Source organism: Pseudomonas sp. NPDC089569 (genome assembly GCF_050280625.1).
Classification (GTDB): Bacteria; Pseudomonadota; Gammaproteobacteria; order Pseudomonadales; family Pseudomonadaceae; genus Aquipseudomonas.
Genome location: NZ_JBNNVQ010000091.1, coordinates 1 through 24,313 on the forward strand (window position 1 = coordinate 1; position 24,313 = coordinate 24,313).

The 24,313-nt window shown below is 61.5% G+C and carries 19 protein-coding genes and 1 pseudogene; 10 read left to right on the forward strand and 10 right to left on the reverse strand.

Going from position 1 to position 24,313, the window contains the following annotated elements:
• Positions 1–92 precede the first annotated feature (92 nt).
• Positions 93–1,199 (reverse strand): annotated as a pseudogene (locus ACQKP2_RS25275) (NAD-glutamate dehydrogenase); the annotation flags it as partial.
• Positions 1,200–1,705: 506 nt separating this feature from the next.
• On the opposite strand from ACQKP2_RS25275, the gene ACQKP2_RS25280 reads away from it, so the two are divergent.
• The 10 genes from ACQKP2_RS25280 to ACQKP2_RS25325 all read left to right on the forward strand — a co-directional run bounded on the left by ACQKP2_RS25280 (position 1,706) and on the right by ACQKP2_RS25325 (position 14,666).
• The gene (locus ACQKP2_RS25280) at positions 1,706–2,059 is read left to right on the forward strand and encodes a hypothetical protein (protein WP_427580428.1); all 354 of its coding nucleotides are present in this window, start codon (positions 1,706–1,708) and stop codon (positions 2,057–2,059) included.
• 235 nt (positions 2,060–2,294) lie between these two features.
• Positions 2,295–3,254, forward strand: coding sequence for an AAA family ATPase (locus tag ACQKP2_RS25285; RefSeq protein WP_427580430.1), 960 nt, complete (start codon positions 2,295–2,297; stop codon positions 3,252–3,254).
• A gap of 5 nt (positions 3,255–3,259) precedes the next feature.
• Positions 3,260–4,204, forward strand: a complete 945-nt coding sequence (locus tag ACQKP2_RS25290) for a DUF58 domain-containing protein (protein ID WP_427580432.1) — start codon at positions 3,260–3,262, stop codon at positions 4,202–4,204.
• Positions 4,201–4,695 carry a DUF4381 domain-containing protein gene (locus tag ACQKP2_RS25295; protein ID WP_427580434.1) on the forward strand — a complete coding sequence of 165 codons (495 nt, stop codon included), beginning with the start codon at positions 4,201–4,203 and terminating at the stop codon, positions 4,693–4,695. Before ACQKP2_RS25290 ends, ACQKP2_RS25295 begins: the two co-directional genes overlap by 4 nt.
• Positions 4,688–5,767, forward strand: coding sequence for a vWA domain-containing protein (locus ACQKP2_RS25300; RefSeq protein ID WP_427580438.1), 1,080 nt, complete (start codon positions 4,688–4,690; stop codon positions 5,765–5,767). The genes ACQKP2_RS25295 and ACQKP2_RS25300 overlap by 8 nt, the downstream gene beginning before the upstream one ends.
• Positions 5,764–7,500, forward strand: coding sequence for a tetratricopeptide repeat protein (locus ACQKP2_RS25305; protein WP_427580440.1), 1,737 nt, complete (start codon positions 5,764–5,766; stop codon positions 7,498–7,500). Before ACQKP2_RS25300 ends, ACQKP2_RS25305 begins: the two co-directional genes overlap by 4 nt.
• Complete coding sequence (locus tag ACQKP2_RS25310; protein ID WP_427580442.1) at positions 7,497–9,137, forward strand: BatD family protein; 1,641 nt, start codon at positions 7,497–7,499, stop codon at positions 9,135–9,137. The genes ACQKP2_RS25305 and ACQKP2_RS25310 overlap by 4 nt, the downstream gene beginning before the upstream one ends.
• 53 nt (positions 9,138–9,190) lie before the next feature.
• A complete protein-coding gene (locus ACQKP2_RS25315) occupies positions 9,191–10,435 on the forward strand; it encodes an exonuclease SbcCD subunit D C-terminal domain-containing protein (RefSeq protein WP_427580444.1) in 1,245 nt (414 codons plus the stop codon).
• Complete coding sequence (locus tag ACQKP2_RS25320) at positions 10,432–14,073, forward strand: AAA family ATPase (RefSeq protein WP_427580446.1); 3,642 nt, start codon at positions 10,432–10,434, stop codon at positions 14,071–14,073. Before ACQKP2_RS25315 ends, ACQKP2_RS25320 begins: the two co-directional genes overlap by 4 nt.
• On the forward strand, positions 14,070–14,666 hold the full coding sequence (locus ACQKP2_RS25325; protein WP_427580448.1) for a glutathione S-transferase: 597 nt from the start codon (positions 14,070–14,072) through the stop codon (positions 14,664–14,666). The genes ACQKP2_RS25320 and ACQKP2_RS25325 overlap by 4 nt, the downstream gene beginning before the upstream one ends.
• Before the next feature lie 101 nt (positions 14,667–14,767).
• On the opposite strand, the gene ACQKP2_RS25330 is transcribed toward ACQKP2_RS25325, so the two are convergent.
• The 9 genes from ACQKP2_RS25330 to pepN all read right to left on the reverse strand — a co-directional run.
• Positions 14,768–15,025 (reverse strand): hypothetical protein, encoded by a 258-nt coding sequence (locus ACQKP2_RS25330; RefSeq protein WP_427580450.1) that lies wholly within the window; start codon positions 15,023–15,025, stop codon positions 14,768–14,770.
• Positions 15,022–15,234, reverse strand: coding sequence for a hypothetical protein (locus ACQKP2_RS25335; RefSeq protein WP_427580466.1), 213 nt, complete (start codon positions 15,232–15,234; stop codon positions 15,022–15,024). The genes ACQKP2_RS25330 and ACQKP2_RS25335 overlap by 4 nt, the downstream gene beginning before the upstream one ends.
• Before the next feature lie 115 nt (positions 15,235–15,349).
• Complete coding sequence (locus tag ACQKP2_RS25340) at positions 15,350–15,475, reverse strand: hypothetical protein (protein WP_427580452.1); 126 nt, start codon at positions 15,473–15,475, stop codon at positions 15,350–15,352.
• Between the two features lie 206 nt (positions 15,476–15,681).
• Positions 15,682–15,861, reverse strand: coding sequence for a hypothetical protein (locus tag ACQKP2_RS25345; protein WP_427580454.1), 180 nt, complete (start codon positions 15,859–15,861; stop codon positions 15,682–15,684).
• 155 nt (positions 15,862–16,016) lie between these two features.
• Positions 16,017–17,186 (reverse strand): lactonase family protein, encoded by a 1,170-nt coding sequence (locus tag ACQKP2_RS25350; RefSeq protein ID WP_427580456.1) that lies wholly within the window; start codon positions 17,184–17,186, stop codon positions 16,017–16,019.
• The gene (locus ACQKP2_RS25355) at positions 17,179–17,475 is read right to left on the reverse strand and encodes a DUF5629 family protein (RefSeq protein ID WP_427580458.1); all 297 of its coding nucleotides are present in this window, start codon (positions 17,473–17,475) and stop codon (positions 17,179–17,181) included. Before ACQKP2_RS25355 ends, ACQKP2_RS25350 begins: the two co-directional genes overlap by 8 nt.
• A gap of 229 nt (positions 17,476–17,704) precedes the next feature.
• Positions 17,705–20,089, reverse strand: a complete 2,385-nt coding sequence (locus ACQKP2_RS25360; protein WP_427580460.1) for an efflux RND transporter permease subunit — start codon at positions 20,087–20,089, stop codon at positions 17,705–17,707.
• Between the two features lie 28 nt (positions 20,090–20,117).
• Entirely contained in the window at positions 20,118–21,170 is a 1,053-nt protein-coding gene (locus tag ACQKP2_RS25365) for a WD40/YVTN/BNR-like repeat-containing protein (RefSeq protein ID WP_427580462.1), read from the reverse strand.
• Between the two features lie 1,232 nt (positions 21,171–22,402).
• On the reverse strand, positions 22,403–24,313 hold a 1,911-nt coding region (pepN, locus tag ACQKP2_RS25370; RefSeq protein WP_427580464.1), incomplete at its 5' end, for an aminopeptidase N.

A 24,313-nucleotide genomic window follows, 5' to 3' on the forward strand; every position in this document is an offset into this window, starting at 1 on the left:
TTCAACATAGGCGCAGCATTATAGGGATGCCCCCGCCCATGTCAAAGGAAATTCGGCCCTGTCCGTCACTTGGCGGCCTCGCTAGAATCCCCATCCTTGCCCAGGTGCGCCTTGGACTGGAAGCCGGAGCGGCGCTCGATTTCCTCGACCTTGCGACGGATGTACGGGATGGTCCGCACGCTTTCGCCATACACCGACGAGGTGTACAGGCCCATGAAGCGGCATTCCTTGATGACCTTGCCCTCGGCGTCGATTTCACGAATCGACACATAGTCAGGGTAAGCCGGACGGTGTACACGGCTTGGGTGCGCAGCCTTGGCGAAGGTCAGCAGTTTCGGCTCGCGCAGGTAATTCACGGCATAGTCTTCGATGCGCGTGTCATCGTAGGTCAGGCCGGTGCGCAGCGATTTGGTCAGGCCGAGGAAGGAAGCCGGGTCGTATTCGATGTGACCGCCATCGGCGTGATCGGTGACCACGAACTCTTCGTAGCCCAGGAAGGTGAAGTGGTTGCCCACCAGCCATTCCAGGAAGCTCTTGATTTCGCTTTTCTCGTCGGCATCGACAGCGAACCGGCTGTTGTCCAGGTTGGCCAGGATGTCCCGGACCTTGGCCTTCATCGGTTCGAAATCGGTGACCGCGGCACGCACTTCGCCGAGCACCTGCTCCAGCTCTTTGGTCAGCACGTTCAGTTCAGCGGTGTTGGCGCAGCGGTCGATCTCCAGGTACATCAACGACTCTTGCAGCACGCCGTCGCCCTGGGTGCCCTTGGGCAGGATTTCCAGCAGCTCGCCCTTGTCGCCACGGCGTACGCTCAGCACGGTGGTCTGCAGGGTGTGAATGCTGTAGCCGCGGCGGTTCAGCTCGGTACGTACCGAGTCCACCAGGAACGGCAGGTCGTGGTGCAGCACTTCGACCGCGGTGTGGGTCGACTGCCAGCCATGACGCTCGTAGTCGGGGTTGAATACTTGCACTTGCGGGTGTGCGTGATCGAAGCGCTCAAGCAGGCGCCACGCAGAAAGAGTACAGCCAGCGAGGTCGGACAACCGACGCTGGGTCAGCTCGTCCAGGGAAATGATGCCGAAGAATTGTTCAGCGAACAGCGCCACTTGTGGCAGTGCCTGTTCACTGATGTGCTGCGCCAGTGCCGCTTGCAGTTGGTGCTGGAAGTCGGCTTTGCTGGCTGCGGTGAAGAACGCCATCTGTGGTACTCCGCTTGGGCTTGTTATTGATGGAAGCGTCGCGTGCAAACCCCCTTTTCTGGGGGCTACCCGTCACCCTGTTCCTGAATCTCGGGCAGAGGAAACAGGGTGACAGGTGGGTGAAGCTGGACGAGACACTCGGGTCACATTCACCTTCCATGAATGGGCATCTGCAAAAGCGACTGGGCTGCGCGCAGCGCAATGCCTTTACAGGTGCTCATCCGTTGCGCAGCTTAACGAGTGCGGCAAGGCCGATGCTTGCGATGCTGCGACATATTCGGTCAACAGCACGCAGCTTGGCGCAGACGCATCGAACAACACTAGCAGCCGTACGGAAAAATGACGGCTTGGCGTACAAATGGCTGGAACATTCGTACCAGAAATGACCCGTAACACTCTGCGCGTTCACGACAGCGGTTCTCTGCACCCGGACGAGCATAAACGTGCGCAGGCTGGCAGAATCGCAACCTGTTGCCTTTATGTGCTCACCGAGCCAGGAATTTCCCATGCAAATGACTACCCCCCTGTTGATGGCCAACCCTTGCGACGACGAAGAAGACAACATGGCCATGCTCTGCTGCCACAGCGACAAGGGCGAAATGTTCCTGATGACCCGCTATCCGGACGAGGATGAGCTGGAAATCACCCTCGATGGCGAACCTTCGACCCTGGACGGCGTGAAAGCCACCTTGAGCCCTACCCGCCTGTTGATTGAAATCGCCGCCACCGATGCCGATGCACTCAACGGCGATGATTCGCTGGAAATCATTCTCAGCACCGGCGCGAGCGATCTGGCCGAGGTGGAAGAAACATTGCAAAACATTCTCAAGGGCACCGGCACCTACGTCAGCCAGCTCTGATGGCGCCTTCGCGGGCAAGCCTCGCTCCTACAGGTGCCATATCCCCCTGTAGGAGCGAGGCTTGCCCGCGAACAGGTCCGTTGCGCCGTATGCGATGCCAACGGTTTCATCAATCATTTCCCGCACTTTGCACAAAATGCCGTTAGTCGGCGCCCCCCGCGATGGATTAAAGTAATGCCCCCAGCCCTGGCGTTAATCGAACGCCTTCGGCCACCCTTTCCAGGAACAGTCATTGATGGAACATCGTGAAGCGCTGCTTGCGCTGCGAACCTTTCTTTCCACGCAGATTCTCGGCCAGGAAAAGCTCATCGAGCGCTTGCTCATCGCCCTGCTCGCCGACGGTCACATGCTGGTCGAGGGCGCCCCGGGCCTGGCCAAGACCAAGGCCATCAAGGAACTGGCCGAAGGTATCGAAGCGCAGTTCCATCGCATCCAGTTCACCCCCGACCTGCTGCCTGCCGACATCACCGGCACGGAAATCTATCGTCCGGAAACCGGCAGCTTCGTGTTCCAGCAAGGCCCGATCTTCCACAACCTGGTGCTGGCGGACGAAATCAACCGCGCCCCGGCCAAGGTGCAATCGGCATTGCTCGAAGCCATGGCCGAGCGCCAGGTGAGCGTCGGGCGCAGCACGTACGAGCTGTCGCCATTGTTTCTGGTGATGGCCACGCAAAACCCCATTGAGCAGGAAGGCACCTATCCCTTGCCCGAAGCCCAGCTCGACCGTTTCCTGCTGCACGTGAAAATCGGCTTCCCGGATGCCGCTGTCGAACGCCGCATCCTGCAACAGGCCCGTGGCGAAGCCCTGAACGGCGAAGCCAAGCCGGAACGCCGGGTCAGCCAGCAGGCGATTTTCGCCGCGCGCAAGGAAATCCTCGGCCTGTACATGGCCGACGCCGTGGAGGAATACCTGGTGCAACTGGTCATGGCCACGCGCAACCCCGGCAAGTTCGACCCGGAACTGGCCGAGTGGATCGCCTACGGCGCCAGCCCTCGCGGTTCCATCGCCCTGGACCGCTGCGCCCGCGCCCATGCCTGGCTGGCCGGCCGTGATTTCGTCAGCCCTGAAGACATTCAGGCCGTGCTGTTCGATGCGTTGCGCCACCGCATCATTCTGTCCTTTGAAGCCGAAGCCGCCGGCATCGACCAGGATCGCGTGGTCCAGCGGATTCTCGACGTCGTCGCTGTCGCCTGACCTTGATGAACGCTCACGTGCCGCCCCAGCCGGGCATCTGCATCACCCTCGCCGAAATGATCGAAATGCGTCATCGCGTGCGTGAAGTGCAGTTGTTCTCGACCCCGGGCCAACGCAGCCCGCTGATCGGCCTGCACCACTCCAAGCTGCGCGGTCGTGGCGTGGACTTCGATCAGGTGCGGGTCTACCAGGCCGGCGATGACGTGCGCACCATCGACTGGCGCGTCACCGCCCGCACCCAGGAGCCGCACACCAAGCTGTTCCACGAGGAGCGCGAGCGCCCCATTTTCATCATGGTCGAACAAAGCCGCCGGTTGTTTTTCGGCTCCGGGCTCATGTTCAAGTCCGTGCTGGCCGCCCAGGCCGCCAGCCTGATCGGATGGGCCGCGTTGGGCCACAACGACCGCGTCGGCGGGCTGGTGTTCGGCGACAACGAGCACTACGAAATCAAACCGCGGCGCAGCAAACAGAGCCTGCTGCAATTGCTCAACCGACTGGTGCGGGTCAACCAGTCGCTGAACACCGAAAGCGAATCGGACCGAGACGCGTTGGGCATGGCCTTGCGTCGCGCCCGCGAGGTGCTGCGGCCCGGCAGCCTGGTGTTCGTGATTTGCGATGAACGCGCCTTGTCCACAAGCGCCGAGCAACAGTTGAGCCTGTTGTCGCGCCATTGCGACCTGCTGCTGTTGCCCGTGTCCGACCCGCTGGATCATGCCCTGCCCGCCGCCGGGCTCCTGCGCTTTGCCGAACGGGGTGCCCAACTGGAACTCGACACCCTGAATTTCGACCTGCGCCAGACCTACCGGGCACAGGCAGAGGCACGTATCGCCCGCTGGGAACTCCTTGCACAAAAGCTGCGGGTGCTGCTCATGCCGCTCAGTACCCAGAGCGAAATGGTCGAACAACTGCGCGAGTACCTGAACCCACAGAAGCCGGGAGCGGGCCGATGAGCAGTCTCGATCAGTTGCAACCGCTGATTTCTCCACCGCCGATTCCCTTCTGGCCACCGGCACCGGGCTGGTGGTTTTTGCTGTTGCTGTTGCCTGCCATCGGCCTGGGCCTGTGGAAACTGCGGCGTTACCTGCCGCAAAAACGCCGGATCGTGCGTGCCGAACAACCCCTTGACCCGGTACGCGTCGCCGCGCTGGCCGAACTGGCGCTGATGCCCAAGCCCTACGACGGTGCGCCCGCCGGAGCCTGGCTGCAGCAACTCAATGGCCTGCTCAAGCGCCTTTGCCGCAATCACTACCCACAAAGCCAGAGCCATACCCTCAATGGACGCAAGTGGCTGGCCTTCCTCGACAACCGCTGTCCGGCCGCCGGCCTGACCCGCTGGATGATACTGGTCGAAGGCGCCTACAAGCCCGAGTGCAAACTCGACGACAAGGCCATCATCGGCCTGACCCAGGCGGTCGACACCTGGATTCGCAAACATGTTTGAGTTCGCCTGGCCGTGGATCTTTGCCTTGCTACCGTTGCCTTGGCTGATGCGCATCGTGCTGCCGGTGGCCGACAGCGGCGAACCGGCGCTCAAGGTCAGCTTCCTCAGCGACCTCGAAGGCCTGGCCCGCCGCCGGGCCCGCGCCAACCTGCCGGCCTGGCGCCAACAGGCTCCTTTCCTGCTGCTGTGGCTGATGCTGCTGATCGCTGCCGCACGCCCGCAATGGCTGGGCGAACCGCTGCCGATTGCCGCCAGTGGCCGCGACCTGCTGGTGGCGGTAGACGTCTCCGGTTCCATGGATTTCCCCGACATGCAATGGCAGGACGAAGACGTGAGTCGCCTAGCGCTGGTCCAGCACCTGCTGGGCGACTTCCTCGAAAGCCGGGATGGCGACCGGGTCGGCCTGATCCTGTTCGGCAGCCAGGCCTATCTGCAGGCGCCGCTGACCTTTGACCGACACACCGTGCGTGTCTGGCTCGACGAAGCGCGCATCGGCATTGCCGGCAAGAACACCGCCATCGGCGACGCCATTGGCCTGGCCCTCAAGCGTCTGCGCCAACGCCCGGCACAGAGCCGCGTGCTGATCCTGGTCACGGACGGCGCCAACAATGCCGGCCAAATAGACCCGTTGACCGCCGCACGGCTGGCCGCCAGAGAGGGCGTGAAAATCTATCCGATCGGTATTGGTGCCGACCCTGAGCAAAGCGGCACCCCCGGCTTTCTTGGCGTCAACCCGAGCCTGGACCTCGACGAGCCGTCGTTGATGGCCATTGCCGACGCCACTGGCGGCCGCTACTTCCGGGCCCGCGACGGCAAGGAGCTGCAAGCGATCAAGGACACCCTCGACCAGCTGGAACCTGTGACCCAGCAACCGACCGAAGCGCGCCCGGCACTGGCGCTGTATCACTGGCCGCTGGCAATGGCCCTTTTATTGAGCATGCTGCTGGTAGCCCGCCTGCTCTGGCCGGACAACCCGCTGCAACGTCTGTTTACCAAGGATCTGTTCTTGCAAACGCAACGGACCGATTGGCGCCTGCGTCTGCAGCGCTTGCGTCTGCGGAGGCGTCGATGAGCGCACTCTGGCCTTACTGGTTCCGCCCCTGGTGGCTGCTGTTGTTGCCACTGCTGGGTTGGCTGCTGTGGCAACTCTGGCATCGGCAAAAACGCGCCGGGCGCTGGCAGATGATTTTGCCCGCCGCCTTTCATGAGGCACTGCTGAGCGGTGGCAACGGACGCGACAGCAAGCTGCCCTGGGTGGCATTGGGTGTGGCGTGGCTACTGACGGTATTGGCACTGCTCGGTCCGAGCTGGGAACGTGTCGAGCAAATCAGTCAGAAGCCCGCCGATCCCCTGGTGGTGATACTGGAACTGACCCCGCAGATGCTCGCCACCGATGTACAGCCCAACAGGCTGGAACAGGCCCGGCGCAAGCTCTTCGACCTGCTGCAAAACCGCAGTGATGCACAGACGGCCATCGTGGTGTATGCCGGCAGTGCGCACACGCTGGTGCCGCTGTCGGACGACCTGTCCACCAGCAGCAACCTGCTGGATGCACTCAAGCCGTCGCTGATGCCCGAAACCGGCCAGCGCGCCGATCTGGCGGTGAGCAAGGCCGTGAATCTGCTGGAACAAGCCGCCCTTGGCGATGGCCGGATCCTGTTGATCGGCTCGTCCCTGACAGAACAGGAGCGCCTGGGGATTACGCGTGCACTCAAGGGTAAATCCACCCAGTTCCTGATGCTTGGCATCGGCACTGCCGAAGGCGCGCCGATCACTCAGGAGGACGGCAGTTTTCTCAAGGACGAACAGGGCGCGATTCTGGTGTCGCATCTGGATGAAGCCGGCCTTAAATCCTTCGCCGATGACCTGGACGGCCGCTATCGTCACGCCCGCCTGGGCGACAGCGACCTGCGCGCCCTCGGCCTGCTCGACGGCCCCCGGCACCTGCGCAACGACGGCCAGACCCTGCGCCTGGATACCTGGGCGGACCAGGGTTACTGGCTGCTATTGCCGTTGTTGGTGCTGGCAGCCTGCGCCGGACGCCGTGGCTGGCTGCTCTGCCTGCCTTTACTGCTGTTGACCCTGCCGCAACCGAGCTTTGCCTTCGAGTTCCAGGACCTGTGGCTGCGCCCCGACCAGCAGGGCCAGCACCTGCTCAAGCAGAAACGCCCGGCCGAGGCCGCGCTGCATTTCGAAGACCACCAGTGGCAAGGCGTGGCGCTCTACGAAGCAGGCGACTACAGCGCCGCCGCCCAGCGGTTCGCCGAAGGCAACGAGGCCCGCGACCATTACAATCGAGGCAATGCCCTGGCCAGGAGCGGCGAGCTGGAGGCAGCACTGGATGCGTACGAGCAAGCGCTCGAGCGTCAACCGGACTTGCGCCCGGCCCTGGCCAACAAAGAGCTGGTGCAAAGCCTGCTCAAACAGCAAGCCACGCCGCCCGCGGAGTCGAAATCCGACAACGAGACACGGCAAGTGCCGCCGGAAGAACCGCCCCCCGGTGCCGCCGCTCAGGCGTCGAGTAGCGGCGAACCGAAAACCGATGGCGAACAGACTCAATCGACTGCCGAGCCAACTGCCAAGACGCCGCCGCGCCCCGGTACCAATGAAGTTCCCGGCAGCGAACTGGGCGACGAACAGCACACCACGCCGCCCATGCGCCCGGCCAGCGACAGCATCGAAGGCGAGCAACAGCAGGCGCTGGAGCAATGGCTGCGGCAGATCCCGGATGATCCGGGAGAATTGCTCAGACGCAAATTCTGGTATGAACAGCAACAACATCAGGATCAGGGAAAAACTCGATGACCCGCTTCACCGCCTTCATGCTCGCCTTGCAGCTGTGCACCGTTCAGGCCCAGGCTGCGGAGCTGGTCGCCAGTGTCGATCGCACACGCCTCAACTCCGGCGAAACGGTCGAACTGACCCTGGAATCCAACGATGTGACCCAATTCGGCAAGCCGGACCTGACGCCGCTGGAGCCGCTGTTCGAAGTGCGGGGCACCCGTCAGGTCAACCAGTTGAACACCCTCAACGGTGACAACAAGGCCACGACCCGCTGGATCGTTACCCTGCTGCCACTGCAAAACGGCAGCGTGGAGATTCCCTCGCTGAAACTGGGCGATGCCCAAAGCCAGCCGATTACCGTTCAGGTGGTCGAGAGCCAGCCACAGGAAACCACGACCAAACTGGCCCCGGTGTTCATCGATGCCAGCCTCGATCAAACCAGTGTGTATGTGCAGGCCCAGACCATCCTGACCCTGCGCATCTACCATTCGGTGTCGCTGTATGACGACAGCAGCCTGCCGCCATTGCAGATACCCGATGCGCGCATCGAGCAACTGGGCGAGTCGCGCACTTACGAAAAGGACATCAATGGCGTGCGCCACGGCGTGATTGAAATGCGCTACGCGATCTACCCGCAGCACAGTGGCGAGCTGATCATTCCGGCTCAGGTATTCAATGCCGCGCTGGTCGATGCCGGCCCCGTACAGGATCCGGCATCGCAGACGCCGAAATCCGGCAAACTGATGCGCGTCAGCTCCAGCGAACTGCTGCTGACGGTCAAGGCCAAACCCATCACCTACCCCGCCGATCTGCCCTGGTTGCCGGCGCGCAGCCTGACCCTGGACGAGACGTGGAACCCGGAGCCGGATCAGGTTCAGGTCGGTGATTCGTTGACCCGCAGTCTCACCGTCAAGGCCGAAGGCCTGGCCAGTTCACAGCTGCCACCGCTGCCTGGCACCGAAGTCGCCGGCCTGCGCCGCTATCCGGATCAACCGGTGCTGGGCAATCAACACGGCGACCGCGGCCTGGTGGGCAGCCGGGAGGACCGCGAGGCGCTGGTGCCGGCCCGCAGTGGTGCAATCGAATTGCCCGCCGTCGAAGTGGTCTGGTGGAACACGTTCGAAGATCATCTGGAACACACCAGCCTGCCGGCCAGGACCCTGCAAGTGACGGCCAATCCCGGCCTGCAGGTCGATACGCCGACCGGTACGGCCCAGCTTGCCGGCACGGCCGACAGCGAAACCCTGTGGCGCTGGAAACTCAGCACCCTGATCCTCGCCTGCACCACCCTGTTGGGTTTCGGCCTGTGGTGGCGAGCGCGCCGGCAACCGGCAGTCCTGCGTACAGCACAGGCAGGCCCTAGCCCGCGCACCGTGCTCGACGACCTCAAGCGCGCCTGCCAGGCCAATGATCCCCAGGCCACTCGCCAGGCCCTCGACGCCTGGGCCCGGCAGCAACCGGAAACCCTCGCCGACATGGCCGCCCGCTTCGTACCGCTGTCCGACGCCCTCGACGGCTTGAATGGCGCGCTGTACAGCGCAACCGGCCAGCATTGGCAAGGTGAAGAGCTGTGGCGGGCGATCCGCACGCTTCCCGTGAACGAACAGGCCCAAGGTCCCGTCGGCGACAGTGGCCTGCCACCGCTTTATCCCAAATAACAAAAAGTCGTGGCCGCACCTCACGCGTCCACGGCTTCTGTATGGAATTTGTCATGCGTCTGTTTCACACCTCCGACTGGCATCTCGGGCAGAACCTGCACGGCCAGGATCGTGACTTTGAGCACGGCTGTTTTCTCGATTGGCTGCTGCGCCAACTCAAACTCGCGCAACCGGACGTACTGCTGATTGCCGGCGACATCTTCGACACGGTCAACCCGCCGGTCAAAGCCCAGGAGCGCCTGTACGACTTCATCGTCAGCGCCCACGAACAGCAGCCGCTGCTGACCATCGTGATGATTGCCGGTAACCATGACTCCGGCTCGCGCATCGAACTGCCCGCGCCCTTGATGCGTCGCTTGCGCACGCACGCGCTGGGGCGTGTGCTGTGGCTCGATGACGGCCAGCTCGACGCCGAGCGCCTGCTTTTGCCGCTGCCGGACGCCTCGGGTGAGATTGCCGCCTGGTGCCTGGCGCTGCCGTTCCTGCGCCCGGCCGAGGTGACCGGTGTGCACCTGGGCGATGACTACCTGCGGGGTGTCAGTCAGGTGCACGAGTGGCTGATTGCGGCGGCCAATGCCAAGCGCCAACCCGGTCAGGCACTGATTGCCATCAGTCACGCGCACATGGCCGGCGGCTCGGTGTCGGAGGACTCCGAACGCAGCCTGATCATCGGCAACGCCGAAGCGCTACCTGCCAGTCTGTTCGGACCGAGCATCAGCTATGTGGCCCTCGGCCACTTGCACAAGCCCCAGAAGGTCAACGGCGAAGAACGCATTCGTTATTGCGGTTCGCCGATTCCGCTGTCGTTTTCCGAAATCAGCTACCAACACCAGATTCTCGACATCGTGCTGGACGGTGAAACCCTGGTCAGCGTCGAGCCCAGACTGATCCCGCGCGCGGTCAACCTGCAACGCCTGGGCCCGGCACCGCTGGCCGAGATCCTGGTGCAACTGGCGGATCTGCCGGACGTCGACCTGCTGGCCGATGCGGAGCGTCAGCCGTGGCTTGAAGTGCGGGTGCTCCTCGACGAGCCCCAGCCGGACCTGCGCCATCAGGTCGAAAGCGCCCTGCAAGGCAAGGCCGTGCGTCTGGTGCGCATCGCCGCCGAATACGCCGGGAACGGCAGCCGAGACGCAGGTGACGGCGGCGACGCACTGGTCGAACTCGATCAACTGACGCCTGTGGATCTGTTCAGCCGCGCCTGGCTCGACAACTACGGCAACGAGGTCGACGAACAGACGCTCAAGGATTTCGCCGAACTGCTGCAAGACGTGCAAATGGAGGGCGAGCAGCCATGAAAATTCTCGCCATCCGCTTGAAGAACCTCGCCTCGCTGGCCGGCCCGTTCGAGATCGATTTCACCGCCGAACCGCTGGCCAGCGCCGGGCTGTTCGCGATTACCGGGCCGACCGGCGCCGGCAAGAGCACCCTGCTCGATGCGCTGTGCCTGGCGTTGTTTGGCGCTGTACCGCGTCTGAACAACACGGGGCGCGATGCCAAAGTCCCGGATGCCGACGGCGAAATCGCCACGGGCGACCCGCGTACCCTGCTGCGGCGCGGCACCGGCGAAGGCTATGCCGAGGTGGATTTCGTCGGCGTCGACGGCCGCCGCTACCGCGCGCGCTGGGAAGCCAACCGTGCTCGGGAGAAGGCCGGCGGCAAGCTTCAGAACAGTCGCCAGAGTCTTCGCGATATCGATCAGGATCAGCTGCTCGCCAGCCAGAAAGGCGAGTACAAGGCCCGACTGGAAGCCGCACTGGGGCTGAACTTCGAACAGTTCACCCGCGCGGTGCTGCTGGCCCAGAGCGAATTCAGCACCTTTCTCAAGGCCGACGACAACGACCGCAGCGAGCTGCTGGAAAAGCTCACCGACACGGCCCTGTATACCCGTTTGGGCCGCCGGGCCTTCGACAAGACCAAGGAAGCCCGCGAAGCCCACAAACTGTTGCAGGATCAGGCCAGCGGCGTCACCCCACTGGCACCCGAGGCACGGGCGGAGCTGGACGAGCGCTACAACGCCGCACAACAGCAACTGAAGTTGCAGCAGGTGCAGCTCAAACAGCTTGAGCAACAGCACACCTGGCTCAAGGATCTGCGCCAATGGCAGGACGCACAGCAAGCGGCCGCCGAGCAACTGCACGGCGCCCGGCAGCAATGGGAAGGCCTGGCCAGTGAACGGGTAAAACTGACGCGACTGGAGCAACTCGCCCCGCAACGTCACCAGTTCGCTCGTAAAACCGAACTCGATGCCCTGCTGATACCGCTGGCCGCGCAGATTGCCGCGCACACCCGGCAACACGCGGAACTGAGCAACCTTCAGACGCAACTGGGAGAAAACCTCGAAGCAGCGAAAGTCGCGCTGGCCGAGGCCCAACAACGACAAAGCGAAAGCACCCCGTTGCTGCGCCAGGCCTTTGAGGAACAAAGCACCCTCACCCGCCTGGCCAGGGATGCCGCCAGCAGCGCCCAGGCCAAACTGGATGCGGAACGGGCCTGTCGCGAAGGCCAGGGGGCGATCCAGGCCTTGCAGGAAAAACAGGCCCAGGTCGCCGAACGCTTGCAGCGCATCGCCACCGAGCTTGAACAAAGCGCTCATCTGGCGCCATTGAGCGATGCGTGGAACGCCTATCGCGATCGACTGCAACAACTCATGCTGATCGGCAACCGCTTGGACAAAGGGCAGGCCGAACTGGCGAGCCTTGAACAAAACGCCACCCACAGCGCCGAAGCATTGGCCGCGCACAAACAGAATCTTGAAGTGCTGTACAAAGAGGCAGGCGCGGAACCTGACGCAGTTGCCGAACAAATCGGCATTCTCGGCAACCTGTTGCAGGACAACCGCAAACACCTGCGCGCCATCGAGGACCTGTCACGGCTATGGGCCAGCCGGCAGGATCTGGACAAACGCGGCATCGAGCTGCAGGAACGCCTGCTCGGCGCACAGCAGGAGCGTGATCGCCTGACGCAGGACGGGGTTAAGACCAAGGCCGAGCTCACCGTCGCCGAGCATACCCTCAACGTCACGCGTGAGTTGCTGGAGCGTCAACGTCTGGCGCGAAATGCCAGTGTCGAAGAGCTGCGCGCGCAACTGCAGGACGAACAGCCGTGCCCGGTCTGCGGCAGCCACGAGCACCCCTGGCATCAGCCCGAAGTGCTGCTGCAAAGCCTGGGCAAACACGACGAAAGCGAACAGACCAACGCGCAGCAGGTGGTTGATCAGCTCAAGGAAAAGCTCATCGAGTTACGCGCCGCGGTCGTTGGCGTTATCGCGCAGCAAAAGGAATTGCTGCAACAACAGGAACAACTGGTCGCACAGCAACAAGCCCTGGCGCCGAGCCTCGACGCGCATGCGCTGGCTGCGCAACTTTTGGATCAAGATGCCGACAAGCGCGATGCCTGGCTTGCCCGGCAAAACGATCAGTTACACCTGAGCATCACTCAGGACGAACAGCGCCAGAGCGCCCTGCTCACCCTGCAACAGGATGCCGCACGCCTTGCCCAGCAGTTGCGTCAGGCCGAAGCGGCCCATCAACAAGCCGCGCAGCAGTTGAGCAATCAACAACGTGAGTTGAACAGTGACCGTCAGCGGATCGATGAAGAGCTCACCGCATTCGCTCACTTGTTGCCTGTAGACACCCTTGAGGCCTTGCGCATCGAGCCGGCGGCCACCTTCATGCAGCTCGACCGGCAGATCGCCGACCGGCTGGCGCAAGTCGATCAGCAACGCGAAGAGTTGGGCGAACAGCAACAGCGCCAGCAGACACTGGAGAAAGAACAGGATCGTCAGCAGACTCGCGTGCAACAACGACAAGCGGCCGAACAACAGTACGGCGCAATGATCGAGCAGCAGCAAACCTGCCAGCAGAAACTCGCTCAACTGCTCGGCGAGCACAGCAGCGCCGAGCAATGGCAACAACAACTGGAACACGCCGTAGAGCAATCACGCAGCGCAGAAACAACGACGGCCCGACAACTGCAAAACGCCGGCACGCAACTTGTGCAAATCACCGCCGAACTCAAGGCGCAGCAGGACCGCTTGCAGGCGCTTGAGAGCGAGAACCGGGATCTGGCCGGGAAAATTGCCGACTGGCGCACCCGTCACCCCGAGCTGGATGATGCCGGCCTCCTGGATCTGTTGCAGATCGACGACGTCCAGCTCGCCGAGCTGCGCCAACGCTTGCAGAGCAGTGAAAAAGCCATCGAACAAGCCAGCGTCCTGGTGCAGGAGCGCGACAAGCGCTTGCTTGAGCATCAGGCGCAGCACAATGGCAACCTCGATGCCGAACAGCTCGACACTGCGCTTGCCGATTCGCAGCATCAATGCACCGTCAGCGAGCAGCTCTGCGCCGAACTGCGCGCCGAGCAGGCCGAGGACCAGCGTCGACAAAACGCCAACCAGGCACTGGCGCAACGCATGACCGACGCCTACAGCGAATACCAGCGCTGGGCGCGACTCAATGCGCTGATCGGCTCGGCCACCGGCGACACCTTCCGCAAGATTGCCCAGGCCTACAACCTCGATTTGCTGGTACACCACGCCAACGTGCAGTTGCGGCAACTGGTCCGGCGCTACCGCCTCAAGCGCGGTGGCAGCATGCTCGGGCTGCTGGTGATGGACACCGAGATGGGCGATGAACTGCGTTCAGTGCATTCGTTGTCCGGTGGCGAAACGTTCCTCGTGTCGCTGGCCCTGGCGCTGGGCCTGGCATCGATGGCGTCGAGCACACTGAAAATCGAATCGCTGTTTATCGATGAAGGCTTCGGCAGCCTCGATCCGGACTCGCTGCAACTGGCGATGGATGCACTCGACGGCCTCCAGGCGCAAGGTCGCAAAGTCGCGGTGATTTCCCATGTGCAGGAAATGCACGAGCGGATTCCGGTGCAGATTCAGGTAAGGCGCCAGGGCAATGGGCTGAGCACACTGGAGGTGAAATGAATACGCTGTATTCCTTCCGCCGTTGCCCGTACGCCATGCGGGCGCGGATGGCCCTGCGCTACGCGAAGATTGCCGTGGATATTGTCGAAGTCAGCCTCAAGGCCAAGCCGGCCCGGATGCTTGAACTGTCCCCCAAGGGCACGGTGCCGGTGCTCGACGCGGGCGGCCGGGTGATCGATGAAAGCCTGGAAATCATGCGCTGGGCACTGGCGCAGGATGACCCGCAGGACTGGTCGCTCAAGCAAGACCCACAAGGGCAACTCGCCATCGATGAGCTGATCGCGCAGAACGATCAGGTGTTCAAGGTGCACCTCAACCGCTACAAGTACGCCGAACGCTACCCCGAGCAGCCGATGGCGGTTTATCGCGCCGAAGGCGAGGTGTTCTTGCGCAGGCTGGATGAATTACTGGAGGGCCGCGACTACTTGCTTGCCGATCATCCGAGCCTGGCGGATGTGGCGTTGCTGCCCTTTGTTCGCCAGTTCGCCCATGTCGATCGCGAGTGGTTCGCGCAGACGTCCCACGTTCGTTTGCAGGCGTGGTTGCAGCGGTTTCTGGAGTCCGACCTGTTCACTTCAATTATGAAAAAATAGCCCCCCTGTTGTAGGAGCGAGGCTTGCCCGCGAAGCTTTTGGCGGTCGTGAGGTCCCCTTCGCGGGCAAGCCTCGCTCCTACCAATGTGTGGGGTGTTGTATCAGGCCAGTACTTCGCACATGCCAATGGCCGAGCAATCAACGTGGAATGGCCCAAAGAAAGCGCTTTCGGGTTTGACCGGTGGATTGCCGGCCAGCATGCCCAGCGCGCTGGCGTTTTCGATGTTGCGGGCGATGTTGTGATTGGCTTCGATGGAACGGGCCACCGAACCCGCCGAGCCATAGCCGAGCCCGAGCAAGGAAGCGCCATTGGTCAGGAAGGCCAGGAAGGCGATGACCCAGAGTCTGTGCCCTTTCATGCTTGGCCGACTCCTGCGAATTCAGCCTGATCGCCCGACACGGGTTGTGCGCGGTGTTCAAACTGGATACCAGGGTGTGCGACTTGAACCGGTGGTTCGAAGGCCTGTTGCGACTGCGAGGAAAGACTGACAACCAGCACCATGACCAGGTAAAGACCGATGGCCACATAGGCGCCGTGTTTGGCAGAAGTAATGATTGCGCTGGCCATGATGAACTCCGTGGACATGTTTCAGAGTCCACAGAATCAATCAAATTATTGCGAAGAACCAACGAGTCCTGTCTATACCAAACATCAGCTTCGTTGATCATTGAGCCAGACTATTTCAGTCTTCGATAAAACTCATCAGCCGCTCGCGGGCAGCCTCAGACTCGCCTGAAATGGGCTCTGCAGCCGAAAGAATCGGGGTGGAATAGAGAAACAGAAGCACGACGGCCAGACGCATCGCCATATTGTCGATCCTTTTCTTGAGAAGGAGTCAATAAAACCGCGTCAAATTTAAACCGCTGGCCAGGTGATATCAAGCGCTACGTTGATAGCCATTTGATGCTGTCGTAAATGCGTTATGCAGGAGCGACATCACTCAGTGCCTTGCAAGCGTCAACGCTCGATAGGCCAGTGATTTCGCTCCTGCATAACGGGTGCGGGGGTGAAGTTTCAGGCTTGGGTCTTGTGATCCAGCGCGGCGTAGAAATTGGCGCTCTGTTGCAGGTACTTCTGGGTGTAGCTCTGGGTGTGGGATTTTTTATCGCTCAGTTCAATGCTGGCACTGGCAGGCAGGGCAACGGAGGCAGAGATGGCGGAAGCGGCGATTACGGAGAAGAGATTGAAGTTCATGCTGTATTCCTCGAAGTCAGTTGGCTTGCTTGCCCGGTGGGGCCGTGAAGCAAACTTACGCCTTGAGGAACGAGGCCTTGAAATGCTTTGGAACATTACCAAATATCAGCCTCATTGATAGAACCTCACAGGCCCCGAAAACCGTGGCCTGCGGCCTATTGTCGCAGCAGAAACTTGAGATCGCTCGGTGCGTCCATCGGCAGTTTTTGCAGGGTTTTGCCCAGAAGACCGGTCCTGGCATCGCGGTCGACAACGACAATCTGATTGCTCTTCTGGTTGGCGATCAGCAGGAATCTGCCGCCCGGATCGAGGCTGAACTCCCGTGGGTGATCGCCTTCGACGCTGCGACGTTGCAATTCCTTGAGATGGCCGGTTGCCGGATCGATGGCAAATACCAGCATCTGATTGGCAGTGCCCCGGTTGCTGACGTAAAGAAACCTGCCATCGGCCGACGCATGCAATGCGGCCGCCGCTTTATCCGATGCCGGTTGCCCCGCAGCCAGGTCGACCATTTGCGTCTGGGTCAGCCTGCCGTCGTGGTAATCGAACACCGCCACCTGCGCGCTCATCTCCATGGTCAGCCAGGCATGTTTGCCATCGTTGCTGAACAACAGGTGGCGCGGCCCGCTGCCCGGGGGTAACGCCACGAAAGCGGTCTGCGCAGGGGTCAATGGCCGCTGTGGATTGGCCTGGGGATCGTAGCGGTAGGCATAAACCCGGTCCGCCCCAAGATCGTTGACGAACAGGTATTTGCCATCCGGTGACGGCACCGCCGAATGCACATGCGCGGACATCTGCCGCTCGGGGTTGACCCGGCTCGCAGGGTGACTGCTCATCTGCACCACAGGTTTGAGCGTGCCGTCGGCACTGACCGGCAGCACCGCGAGCGTACCGCCCGGATCTTCGGACACCGAGTAATTGCTGACGAACAAATGGCGGGCATCGCTGCTGAGGCTGGCGTGCGTAGGCTCGTTGCCAAGACTCTGCACCTGATTGATCAGGCTCAATTCATGGGTTTTCGGATCGATGGCGTAACTGCTGACCCTGCCAACCGGGTCGGCCTGACCCGGGCCATTTTCGTTGACTACGAACAGGTGTCGCTGATCCTGCGAAAGGGTCAGCCAGGACGGGTTTTCGCTCTTGATCACCTGCAGCGGCTTGCTGTTGATCTGCCCCGTCGCGCCGTCAAAGCCCAGGCGATAGATGCCCTGGCTCCGGCCTGCGGTGTATGAGCCCACGAGCAGTTGATAATCGTCGCCAGCCTCGACCTGAAAGGCCGTTGCGCCGATGCTTGCGGCGATCAACAGCGGCCAGAGCTTATGCATCCTCTGGGTCGTCTTCTTCGTTGTCGCCGCTGGTGACATCGCCCAGACACACCAGTCGGTGTTCGCCCTCGTTATCGTTGATCAACCAGCTCTGCAAGGTTGAATCGAAGGTTGCGGCTTGAATTTGCGCCGGCGTGAATTCCCAGTGCAGCGCATTTCGACCATCCATGCATTCGATGTGCAGATTATCGTCTTCATCGAGGGCGAATTCGAAGGCATGCAGCCCGTCGATTTCCACCATCCCGCAGTGTTCAAGGGCATTGAGCAAGGTATCGGTTGCAGCAGTCATGGCAGTCAATCTTTGAATGGGAAAGACGCAATGATAGCTCAAGCACTTGACGATTGTTCCACAGCCCCTGTGGGAGCTGGCTTGCCAGCGATGACGGCTCGACATTCAGCCTGGATGTCAGCCATAAGTCCGCTATCGCTGGCAAGCCAGCTCCCACAGGGATTGGTGTGAATTTGAGATAAAAAAAGCCGCAACCCGAAGGTTGCGGCTTTTGTGTTTCAGTCAGGGATCAGTGCGCGAACAGCGAATTGCCCTTCTGCCCCGCCAGTTTCTCCGGCTTGATCAGGAACCGCGCCAGTGCCGGCAACAGCCACAGTGCACCGAACATGTTCCACAGCAGCATGAAGGTCAGCATCAGGCCCATGTCGGCCTGGAACTTGATGGCCGAGAAGATCCAGGTGCACACGCCGATGGCCAGGCACAGACCGGTGAACAGCACGGCTTTACCGGTGGACTTCAGCGTCTGGTAGTACGCCTCCTGCAGCGGCAGGCCGGCACGCAGGAAGCTTTCCAGGCGGCTGTAGATGTAGATGCCGTAGTCCACGCCGATCCCCACCCCGAGCGCCACCACCGGCAAGGTCGCAACCTTCACGCCGATGCCCATGAAGGCCATCAGGGCGTTGCCGAGTACCGAGGTCAGCACCAGCGGCAGCACGATGCACAGGGTCGCCGCCCAGGAGCGGAAGGTGATCATGCACATGACCGCCACGCAGATGTACACCAGGATCAGGATGGTCAGCTCGGACTTCTTGATCACCTCGTTGGTGGCCGCCTCGATGCCGGCGTTACCGGCGGCCAGCATGAACTCCAGGCCGTCCTTGTTGTTCTCCTTGGCGAACTCCTGAACCGCGTGCACGGCGCGAGTCAGGGTTTCGGCCTTGTGATCGTTGAGGAACACCAGCACCGGCGCCAGGGAGCAACTGTTGTTGTACAGGCCATCGGCGCGGGCAATGGAGTTGTTCAACACATCGGGGTTACGCGACAGGGTTTCCCACTTCAGGTTGCCTTCGTTCATGCCCTTGATCATTTGCTTGGACACGGTCACTAGGGAAATCGCCGACTGCACGCCCTCGGTGTTCTGCATCTTCCACATCAGCTCATCGATCGGCGCCATGGCTTCGTAGCGCGAGCACCCTTCGGCCTTGGTCTTGACCATCACCACCAACACATCGGAACTGGTGGAATAGTTGCTGATGATGAAGTTGTTGTCCTTGTTGTAGCGCGAGTCCGGACGCAGCTCCGGCGCACCCTGATCGAGGTCGCCGATCTTCAGGTTCTGGCTGTACCAGAGGCCGCCACCAAAGGCGATCAAGGCCAGCAGGATCGAGACCGGTGCGACTTTGGCGCTGGCGAAATTGGCCAGCAGGCGCCAGAACGGATGCTCGCGGGTTGCGTCTTTCTTGCTGCGGGCCACGGCGCGCTTACTGATGCCGACATAGGAAATCGCCACCGGCAGCAGAATCAGGTTGGTGAACACGATCACCGCCACACCGATGGACGCACCAATGGCCAGTTCGCGGATCACGCCGATGTCGATGATCAGCAGCGTAATGAAGCCCACGGCGTCGGCCAGGATGGCGATCATCCCCGGCAGGAACAGCTGGCGGAACGTGCGGCGGGCCGCGGTCAAGGCGTTGTCCGCCTCACTCGACTGCAAAGCGATACCGTTGATCTTCTGCACGCCGTGGGAAATGCCGATGGCGAAGATCAGGAACGGCACCAGCATCGAATAGGGGTCGAGACCGAAACCGAAGAAGTGCATCAGGCCCAACTGCCAGACGACCGCCACCAGCGTCGTGCTCAACACCGCCACGGTACTGCGCATGCAGTTGGTGAACCAGTAGAGCAGGATCAGGGTAATGACGAAGGCGACCCCGAAGAACATCACCACCATCACCAGGCCATCGATCAGGTCGCCGACCTTCTTGGCGAATCCGACGATGTGGATCTTGACGTTGGGGTTCTGTTTTTCAAACTTGTCGCGGATTTTCTCTTCCAGATCGTGGGAGAACTTCCGATAGTCCAGCGGCAGCAATTTGCCCTGGTCTTGTGGGTCCGGGTAGGACTCCAGCAGCGGAATGTCAACGATGCTCGACTTGAAGTCGTTGGCCACCAGGCGCCCGACCTGGCCGGACTTGAGCACGTTGTTGCGCAGCAGGTCGAGGCTGGCCTGGGAGCCGTTATAGCTCTGCGGGATCACTTCACCGCCGGCGAAGCCCTCCTCCGTCACTTCGGTCCAGCGTACGCTCGGACTCCACAGCGACTTGAGGCCCGAACGGTCGACACCGGAGATGTAGAACACCTCGTCGTTGATCTGGCGCAGGGTCTCCATGTACTCCTTGGAAAAGATGTCGCCATCGGTGGCTTCCACCGAAATGCGCACGGTGTTGCCCAGGTTCGCCAGGTCGTTGCGATGCTCCATCATCTTCTGGATGAAGGGATGCTCGAGCGGGATCATTTTTTCGAAGCTGGTGGACGGCCGGATCAGCGTCGCCTGCCAGAACAGGAAAATACTGACCAGCAGGCAGATGGTGATCACTGCCGGGCGGTTGTTGAAGATCAGGCGTTCAAGAAACGTCGCCTTGTCCTGATGATGAGTACTCAAGGAAGTCATAGCCCCGCCTTCTTATTATTGACCAGGCTCATTTGCCCAGCTCGGCGCCGTTTGGCGAAGTGGCGCGAACGCCGCCCTGTCCAGCCAGAATCAGATTGCCGTTGCCGGCCGCAACCACCGAAGAGAGCGAGATGCGATCCCGACGATTGAAGACACTGAACGTCTCGCCGTTGTCACTGCTGCTGATCACCGAACCGCCGTTGCCTACGATTACGATGGAACCGTCGTCGAGCAGCGTGCCGCCCGACAGACCGAACTCCAGGTCACCGCGCTCGGCCTTCAGTTCGACCTGCTGCCAGGTGCTGCCGAAATCCGTGGAACGATAGAGATTGCCGCGCAGGCCATAGACCAGCAGTGTGTTGGCTTGAGCGGTACCGATCGCGCCAAACAACGAACCTTCGTATGGGCCTTCGAGCTTTTCCCAGGTCTGGCCCCAGTCGGCGGAACGGAACATGCTGCCCTGCTCCCCGACAACGAACAGCCCCGCATCCTTGACCGCCGTGATGGCGTTGAGATGGAGCTGGTCCTGGTTGTCCAGGCGATCGCTGGCGTCTTCCCAATGCTTGCCACCGTCGGTGGTTTCCATCAGGGCACCGTAGGCACCCACGGCGAAGCCGCTGTTGACGTCCTTGAACCAGACATCGAGCAGCGGCGATTCACGTTTGAGATCTTCGAATTGCTTGGTCCAGGTGACGCCGCCGTCCTCGCTGGCGAGGATCTGTGCATCGTGGCCGACGGCCCAACCGTGCTTGTCATCGACAAAGAAGACCGAGGTCAACAGTTGCCGTGTCGGCACCTTGGCCTGGGTCCAGGTCGTACCCTGGTCATCGGAATACAGAATGTGCCCACGATCCCCGACTACCACCAGGCGCTTGCCTGCGTGCACGACGTCGAGTAACAGGCTTTTGCTGGCCTTGGCCGATTCAACGGAATAAACAGTGTCGGATGCCGGCGCATCAGCCGCCAGCACCGGTGCCGACCATGCGGCACAGCCCAACAGCGAGAGCGCTGTGGCCAGCAACGCGTATTTGCGTATTGCCGGCGGGCGGCAGATACCCACACCCATGACAGGCTCACTCATAGACCTTCCCCCATTATTATTGTTAGGTCATTCAACCTTTCAGGGCGCCGCAAGGGTGCTCATCCGGACGCGCCGTTTCGGAACATGGTCCTGAAACCCGCAATCCAGAGCCCCTTCGGAAGCTGGCTTATCCTATCGGTGTTTTTAAACGTCTGACAATCGACGCCGCGTTATCTTTTGTTAACCGCAGGGGTGTGGTTTTTTTCTGAATGATTGGGTATCAGGTTGGGTGATTGGGGTTTGGGTTTGGGTTTGGGTTTGGGTTTGGGTTTGGGTTTGGGTTTGGGGACAGATCCGTTTCTTGGGTAGCGGCCACTTAGGGTTCCGCCCTTACGGCGGGTTACTTGGAAGAGCCCCAAGTAACCAAGGGCTCTTGCCCCTTTCGTTCGGCCCTGCGCTGCGCTACGGGTTCCCTCGCTCCGGTCCTGTTCCGTGGGCCCGCCGCCATCGGCCATCCGTGGCCGAGGGCGGCTAACCCGGCATCCATGCCGGGTTGCCCACTGCGCAGAACCTCCACTCGGCCTCTCGAGGGGGCATGTACCGCTGTAGGAGCCAGGCTTGCCGGCGAAGACAGACCTGAGATCGCCTTCGCCGGCAAGCCTGGCTCCTACGCCCACCCGCCCCTTCCCACCCGCCCCTTCGGGAGGCTGAGCGCAGGTGTTCATCCGGGGATGGGCGCGCAGCGCCGTTCGACGCAGTCGAACACATTGCATGTAGGTCAAGCGCAGCGGACCGGAGGGCAATGCTTCCCGGATGAATACCGGAGCGAAGGAACCCCTTGCCTTGGCGAGGGGCCGGACGCCGGGGCGAGCGTTTTTTTGCTTACCTTTTTTTAGGCGCTTGTCAAAAAAGTAAGTCACCGTAAGGGCGAAACCATAAGCCGTCGTTACCGCAGTAATGGATATGTACACCCTCCAAAATCACGGTTGGCTGTCAGGCCGCCATCGCGAGCAGGCTCGCTCCCACATTTGGATTAGGTACATCCACAAAATGCAGGTCGGCTATCAGGCCACCATCGCTGGCAAGCCAGCTCCCACAGGATTCGTGGTGTACCCGCCAGAATCAGCTCAACTACCAGGCCGCCTTCGCCGGCAAGCCTGGCTCCTACAGTGGACCGAGTACATCCGCAAAATGCGGGTCGGCTATCAGGCCGCCATCGCTGGCAAGCCAGCTCCCACAGAAATCAGCCACAGCCTTGGTCGGCCCAAGGGCCGCCAAGGTCAACAGCAGATTCAGGCCAGGCTCTTGCTGACCACCTCGAACACATCACTGGACAACTGCCCCGAAGCCCGAATGCGCTCCAGCTCCCCTTTCATCAAAGCCTGACGCGCGTCGTCATACTTGCGCCAGCGAGTCAGCGGTGCCAGTTGGCGTGAAGCGATCTGCGGATTGAAGCCATTGAGTTCGATCACCAGATCCGCCAGGAAGCGATACCCCGAACCATCGGCGGCATGGAAGTTGATCAGGTTCTGTCCGGCGAACGCACCAATCAGTGCCCGCACCTTGTTCGGGTTCTTGATGTTGAACGCCGGGTGCTGCATCAACGCCTTGACCCGATCCAAGCCGCCGGGCAACACGCTGCCGGCCTGGACACTGAACCACTGGTCCATGACCAGCGGGTTATCGCCGAAGTGCTCGGCGAACCTGGCCAGCGCCGCGGCTTTCTGTTCCTCGAATGGCGAATTGACCAACACCGCCAGCGCCGTCAGGCGCTCGGTCATGTTGTCGCACGCGTCGAACTGCTCCAGCGTCGCCTCCAGCACCTGCGGCTTGCCGCTGAGCATCAGGTAGGACAGCGCAATGTTCTGCAAGGCGCGACGGGCGAAATGTTCGGCCTCGGCCACGTAGGCAGTCTGCTTCGACAATTCGCGGTTGGCCTGGTAACGCGACCACAAACCGTCGAACAACGCATCGGCGAGCTGCTTGCGGGCAAACTCGCGGGCGATGTGAATGGCCTCGACATCCGCCACTTCGCTGATTTCGGTCAGGTAGGCTTCGCTTGGCAGCGACAGCATCTCGGCCACCATGGCCTGATCCAGCGACTCATCGGACAGCACGGTACGCAAGGCCGACACCAGTCGCTGATCCAGCGCAAGCGTTTCACCCTTCTGCTGCTGGGCGATCAAGTCCTGCAGCACCTGTACCGACAGTTGCTGGCCGGCATCCCAGCGATTGAAACCATCGCGGTCATGCTGCATCAGGAACATCAACTGATCGCGGTTGTAAGGGAAGCTCAGTTTCACGGGAGCCGAGAAACCGCGCAGCAGCGACGGCAGCGGCTTTTCGACGATGTCGACGAAAGTGAAGGTCTGTTCGGCCTCGGTCACCGAGATGACCCGCGAAGTGCCTTGCGCCGACGCTTCACCGGCAAGGCGCAGGGCGATCTCGCCACCCTTGCTGTCGAGCAGGCCGAGTTCCACAGGAATCACGAACGGCAGCTTCTCAACCTTGTCCGGAGTTTGCGGGCAGCTCTGGTGGAAAGTCAGGCTGTAGGTTTTCGCAGTCTCGTCATAAGCCTCGCTGACCGCCAGGCGTGGCGTGCCGGCCTGGCTGTACCAGCGTTTGAAGCGGGTCAGGTCGACACCGTTGGCGTCTTCCATGGCCTTGATGAAGTCATCGCAGGTCACGGCCTGGCCATCGTGGCGTTCGAAGTACAGGTCACTGCCTTTGCGGAAACCTTCGGCGCCGAGCAAGGTGTGAATCATGCCGACCACTTCCGAACCCTTTTCGTACACGGTCAGGGTGTAGAAGTTGGAGATCTCGATGAAGCTGTCCGGGCGCACGGCGTGGGCCATGGGACCGGCGTCTTCGGCAAACTGGTGGGTACGCAGGTAAGCCACGTCCTGGATACGCTTGACCGTGGCCGAGTTCATGTCGGCGGAGAAGTGGGAATCGCGGAAAACGGTGAAGCCTTCCTTGAGCGACAGCTGGAACCAGTCGCGGCAGGTCACGCGGTTGCCCGACCAGTTGTGGAAGTATTCGTGGGCCACGATGGCTTCGACCCGCTGGTGCGCGGCGTCGGTGGCGGTTTCGGCGCGGGCCAGCACGGCGCTGGAGTTGAAGTTGTTGAGGGCCTTGTTCTCCATGGCGGCCATGTTGATATCGTTCTCCGCGACGTTCATGTAGATGTCCAGGTCGTTCTG

Bases quoted from the DNA above. Each gene is read 5' to 3' on its own strand.
- ACQKP2_RS25350 (WP_427580456.1), bottom strand. From the start codon at position 17,186: ATGCATAAGCTCTGGCCGCTGTTGATCGCCGCAAGCATCGGCGCAACG.
- ACQKP2_RS25315 (WP_427580444.1), top strand. From the start codon at position 9,191: ATGCGTCTGTTTCACACCTCCGACTGGCATCTCGGGCAGAACCTGCAC.
- ACQKP2_RS25330 (WP_427580450.1), bottom strand. From the start codon at position 15,025: ATGAAAGGGCACAGACTCTGGGTCATCGCCTTCCTGGCCTTCCTGACC.
- ACQKP2_RS25295 (WP_427580434.1), top strand. From the start codon at position 4,201: ATGAGCAGTCTCGATCAGTTGCAACCGCTGATTTCTCCACCGCCGATT.
- ACQKP2_RS25355 (WP_427580458.1), bottom strand. From the start codon at position 17,475: ATGACTGCTGCAACCGATACCTTGCTCAATGCCCTTGAACACTGCGGG.
- ACQKP2_RS25360 (WP_427580460.1), bottom strand. From the start codon at position 20,089: ATGACTTCCTTGAGTACTCATCATCAGGACAAGGCGACGTTTCTTGAA.
- ACQKP2_RS25335 (WP_427580466.1), bottom strand. From the start codon at position 15,234: ATGGCCAGCGCAATCATTACTTCTGCCAAACACGGCGCCTATGTGGCC.
- ACQKP2_RS25340 (WP_427580452.1), bottom strand. From the start codon at position 15,475: ATGGCGATGCGTCTGGCCGTCGTGCTTCTGTTTCTCTATTCCACCCCG.
- ACQKP2_RS25345 (WP_427580454.1), bottom strand. From the start codon at position 15,861: ATGAACTTCAATCTCTTCTCCGTAATCGCCGCTTCCGCCATCTCTGCC.
- ACQKP2_RS25280 (WP_427580428.1), top strand. From the start codon at position 1,706: ATGCAAATGACTACCCCCCTGTTGATGGCCAACCCTTGCGACGACGAA.
- ACQKP2_RS25365 (WP_427580462.1), bottom strand. From the start codon at position 21,170: ATGAGTGAGCCTGTCATGGGTGTGGGTATCTGCCGCCCGCCGGCAATA.
- ACQKP2_RS25305 (WP_427580440.1), top strand. From the start codon at position 5,764: ATGAGCGCACTCTGGCCTTACTGGTTCCGCCCCTGGTGGCTGCTGTTG.
- ACQKP2_RS25300 (WP_427580438.1), top strand. From the start codon at position 4,688: ATGTTTGAGTTCGCCTGGCCGTGGATCTTTGCCTTGCTACCGTTGCCT.
- ACQKP2_RS25290 (WP_427580432.1), top strand. From the start codon at position 3,260: ATGAACGCTCACGTGCCGCCCCAGCCGGGCATCTGCATCACCCTCGCC.
- ACQKP2_RS25310 (WP_427580442.1), top strand. From the start codon at position 7,497: ATGACCCGCTTCACCGCCTTCATGCTCGCCTTGCAGCTGTGCACCGTT.
- ACQKP2_RS25325 (WP_427580448.1), top strand. From the start codon at position 14,070: ATGAATACGCTGTATTCCTTCCGCCGTTGCCCGTACGCCATGCGGGCG.
- ACQKP2_RS25285 (WP_427580430.1), top strand. From the start codon at position 2,295: ATGGAACATCGTGAAGCGCTGCTTGCGCTGCGAACCTTTCTTTCCACG.
- ACQKP2_RS25320 (WP_427580446.1), top strand. From the start codon at position 10,432: ATGAAAATTCTCGCCATCCGCTTGAAGAACCTCGCCTCGCTGGCCGGC.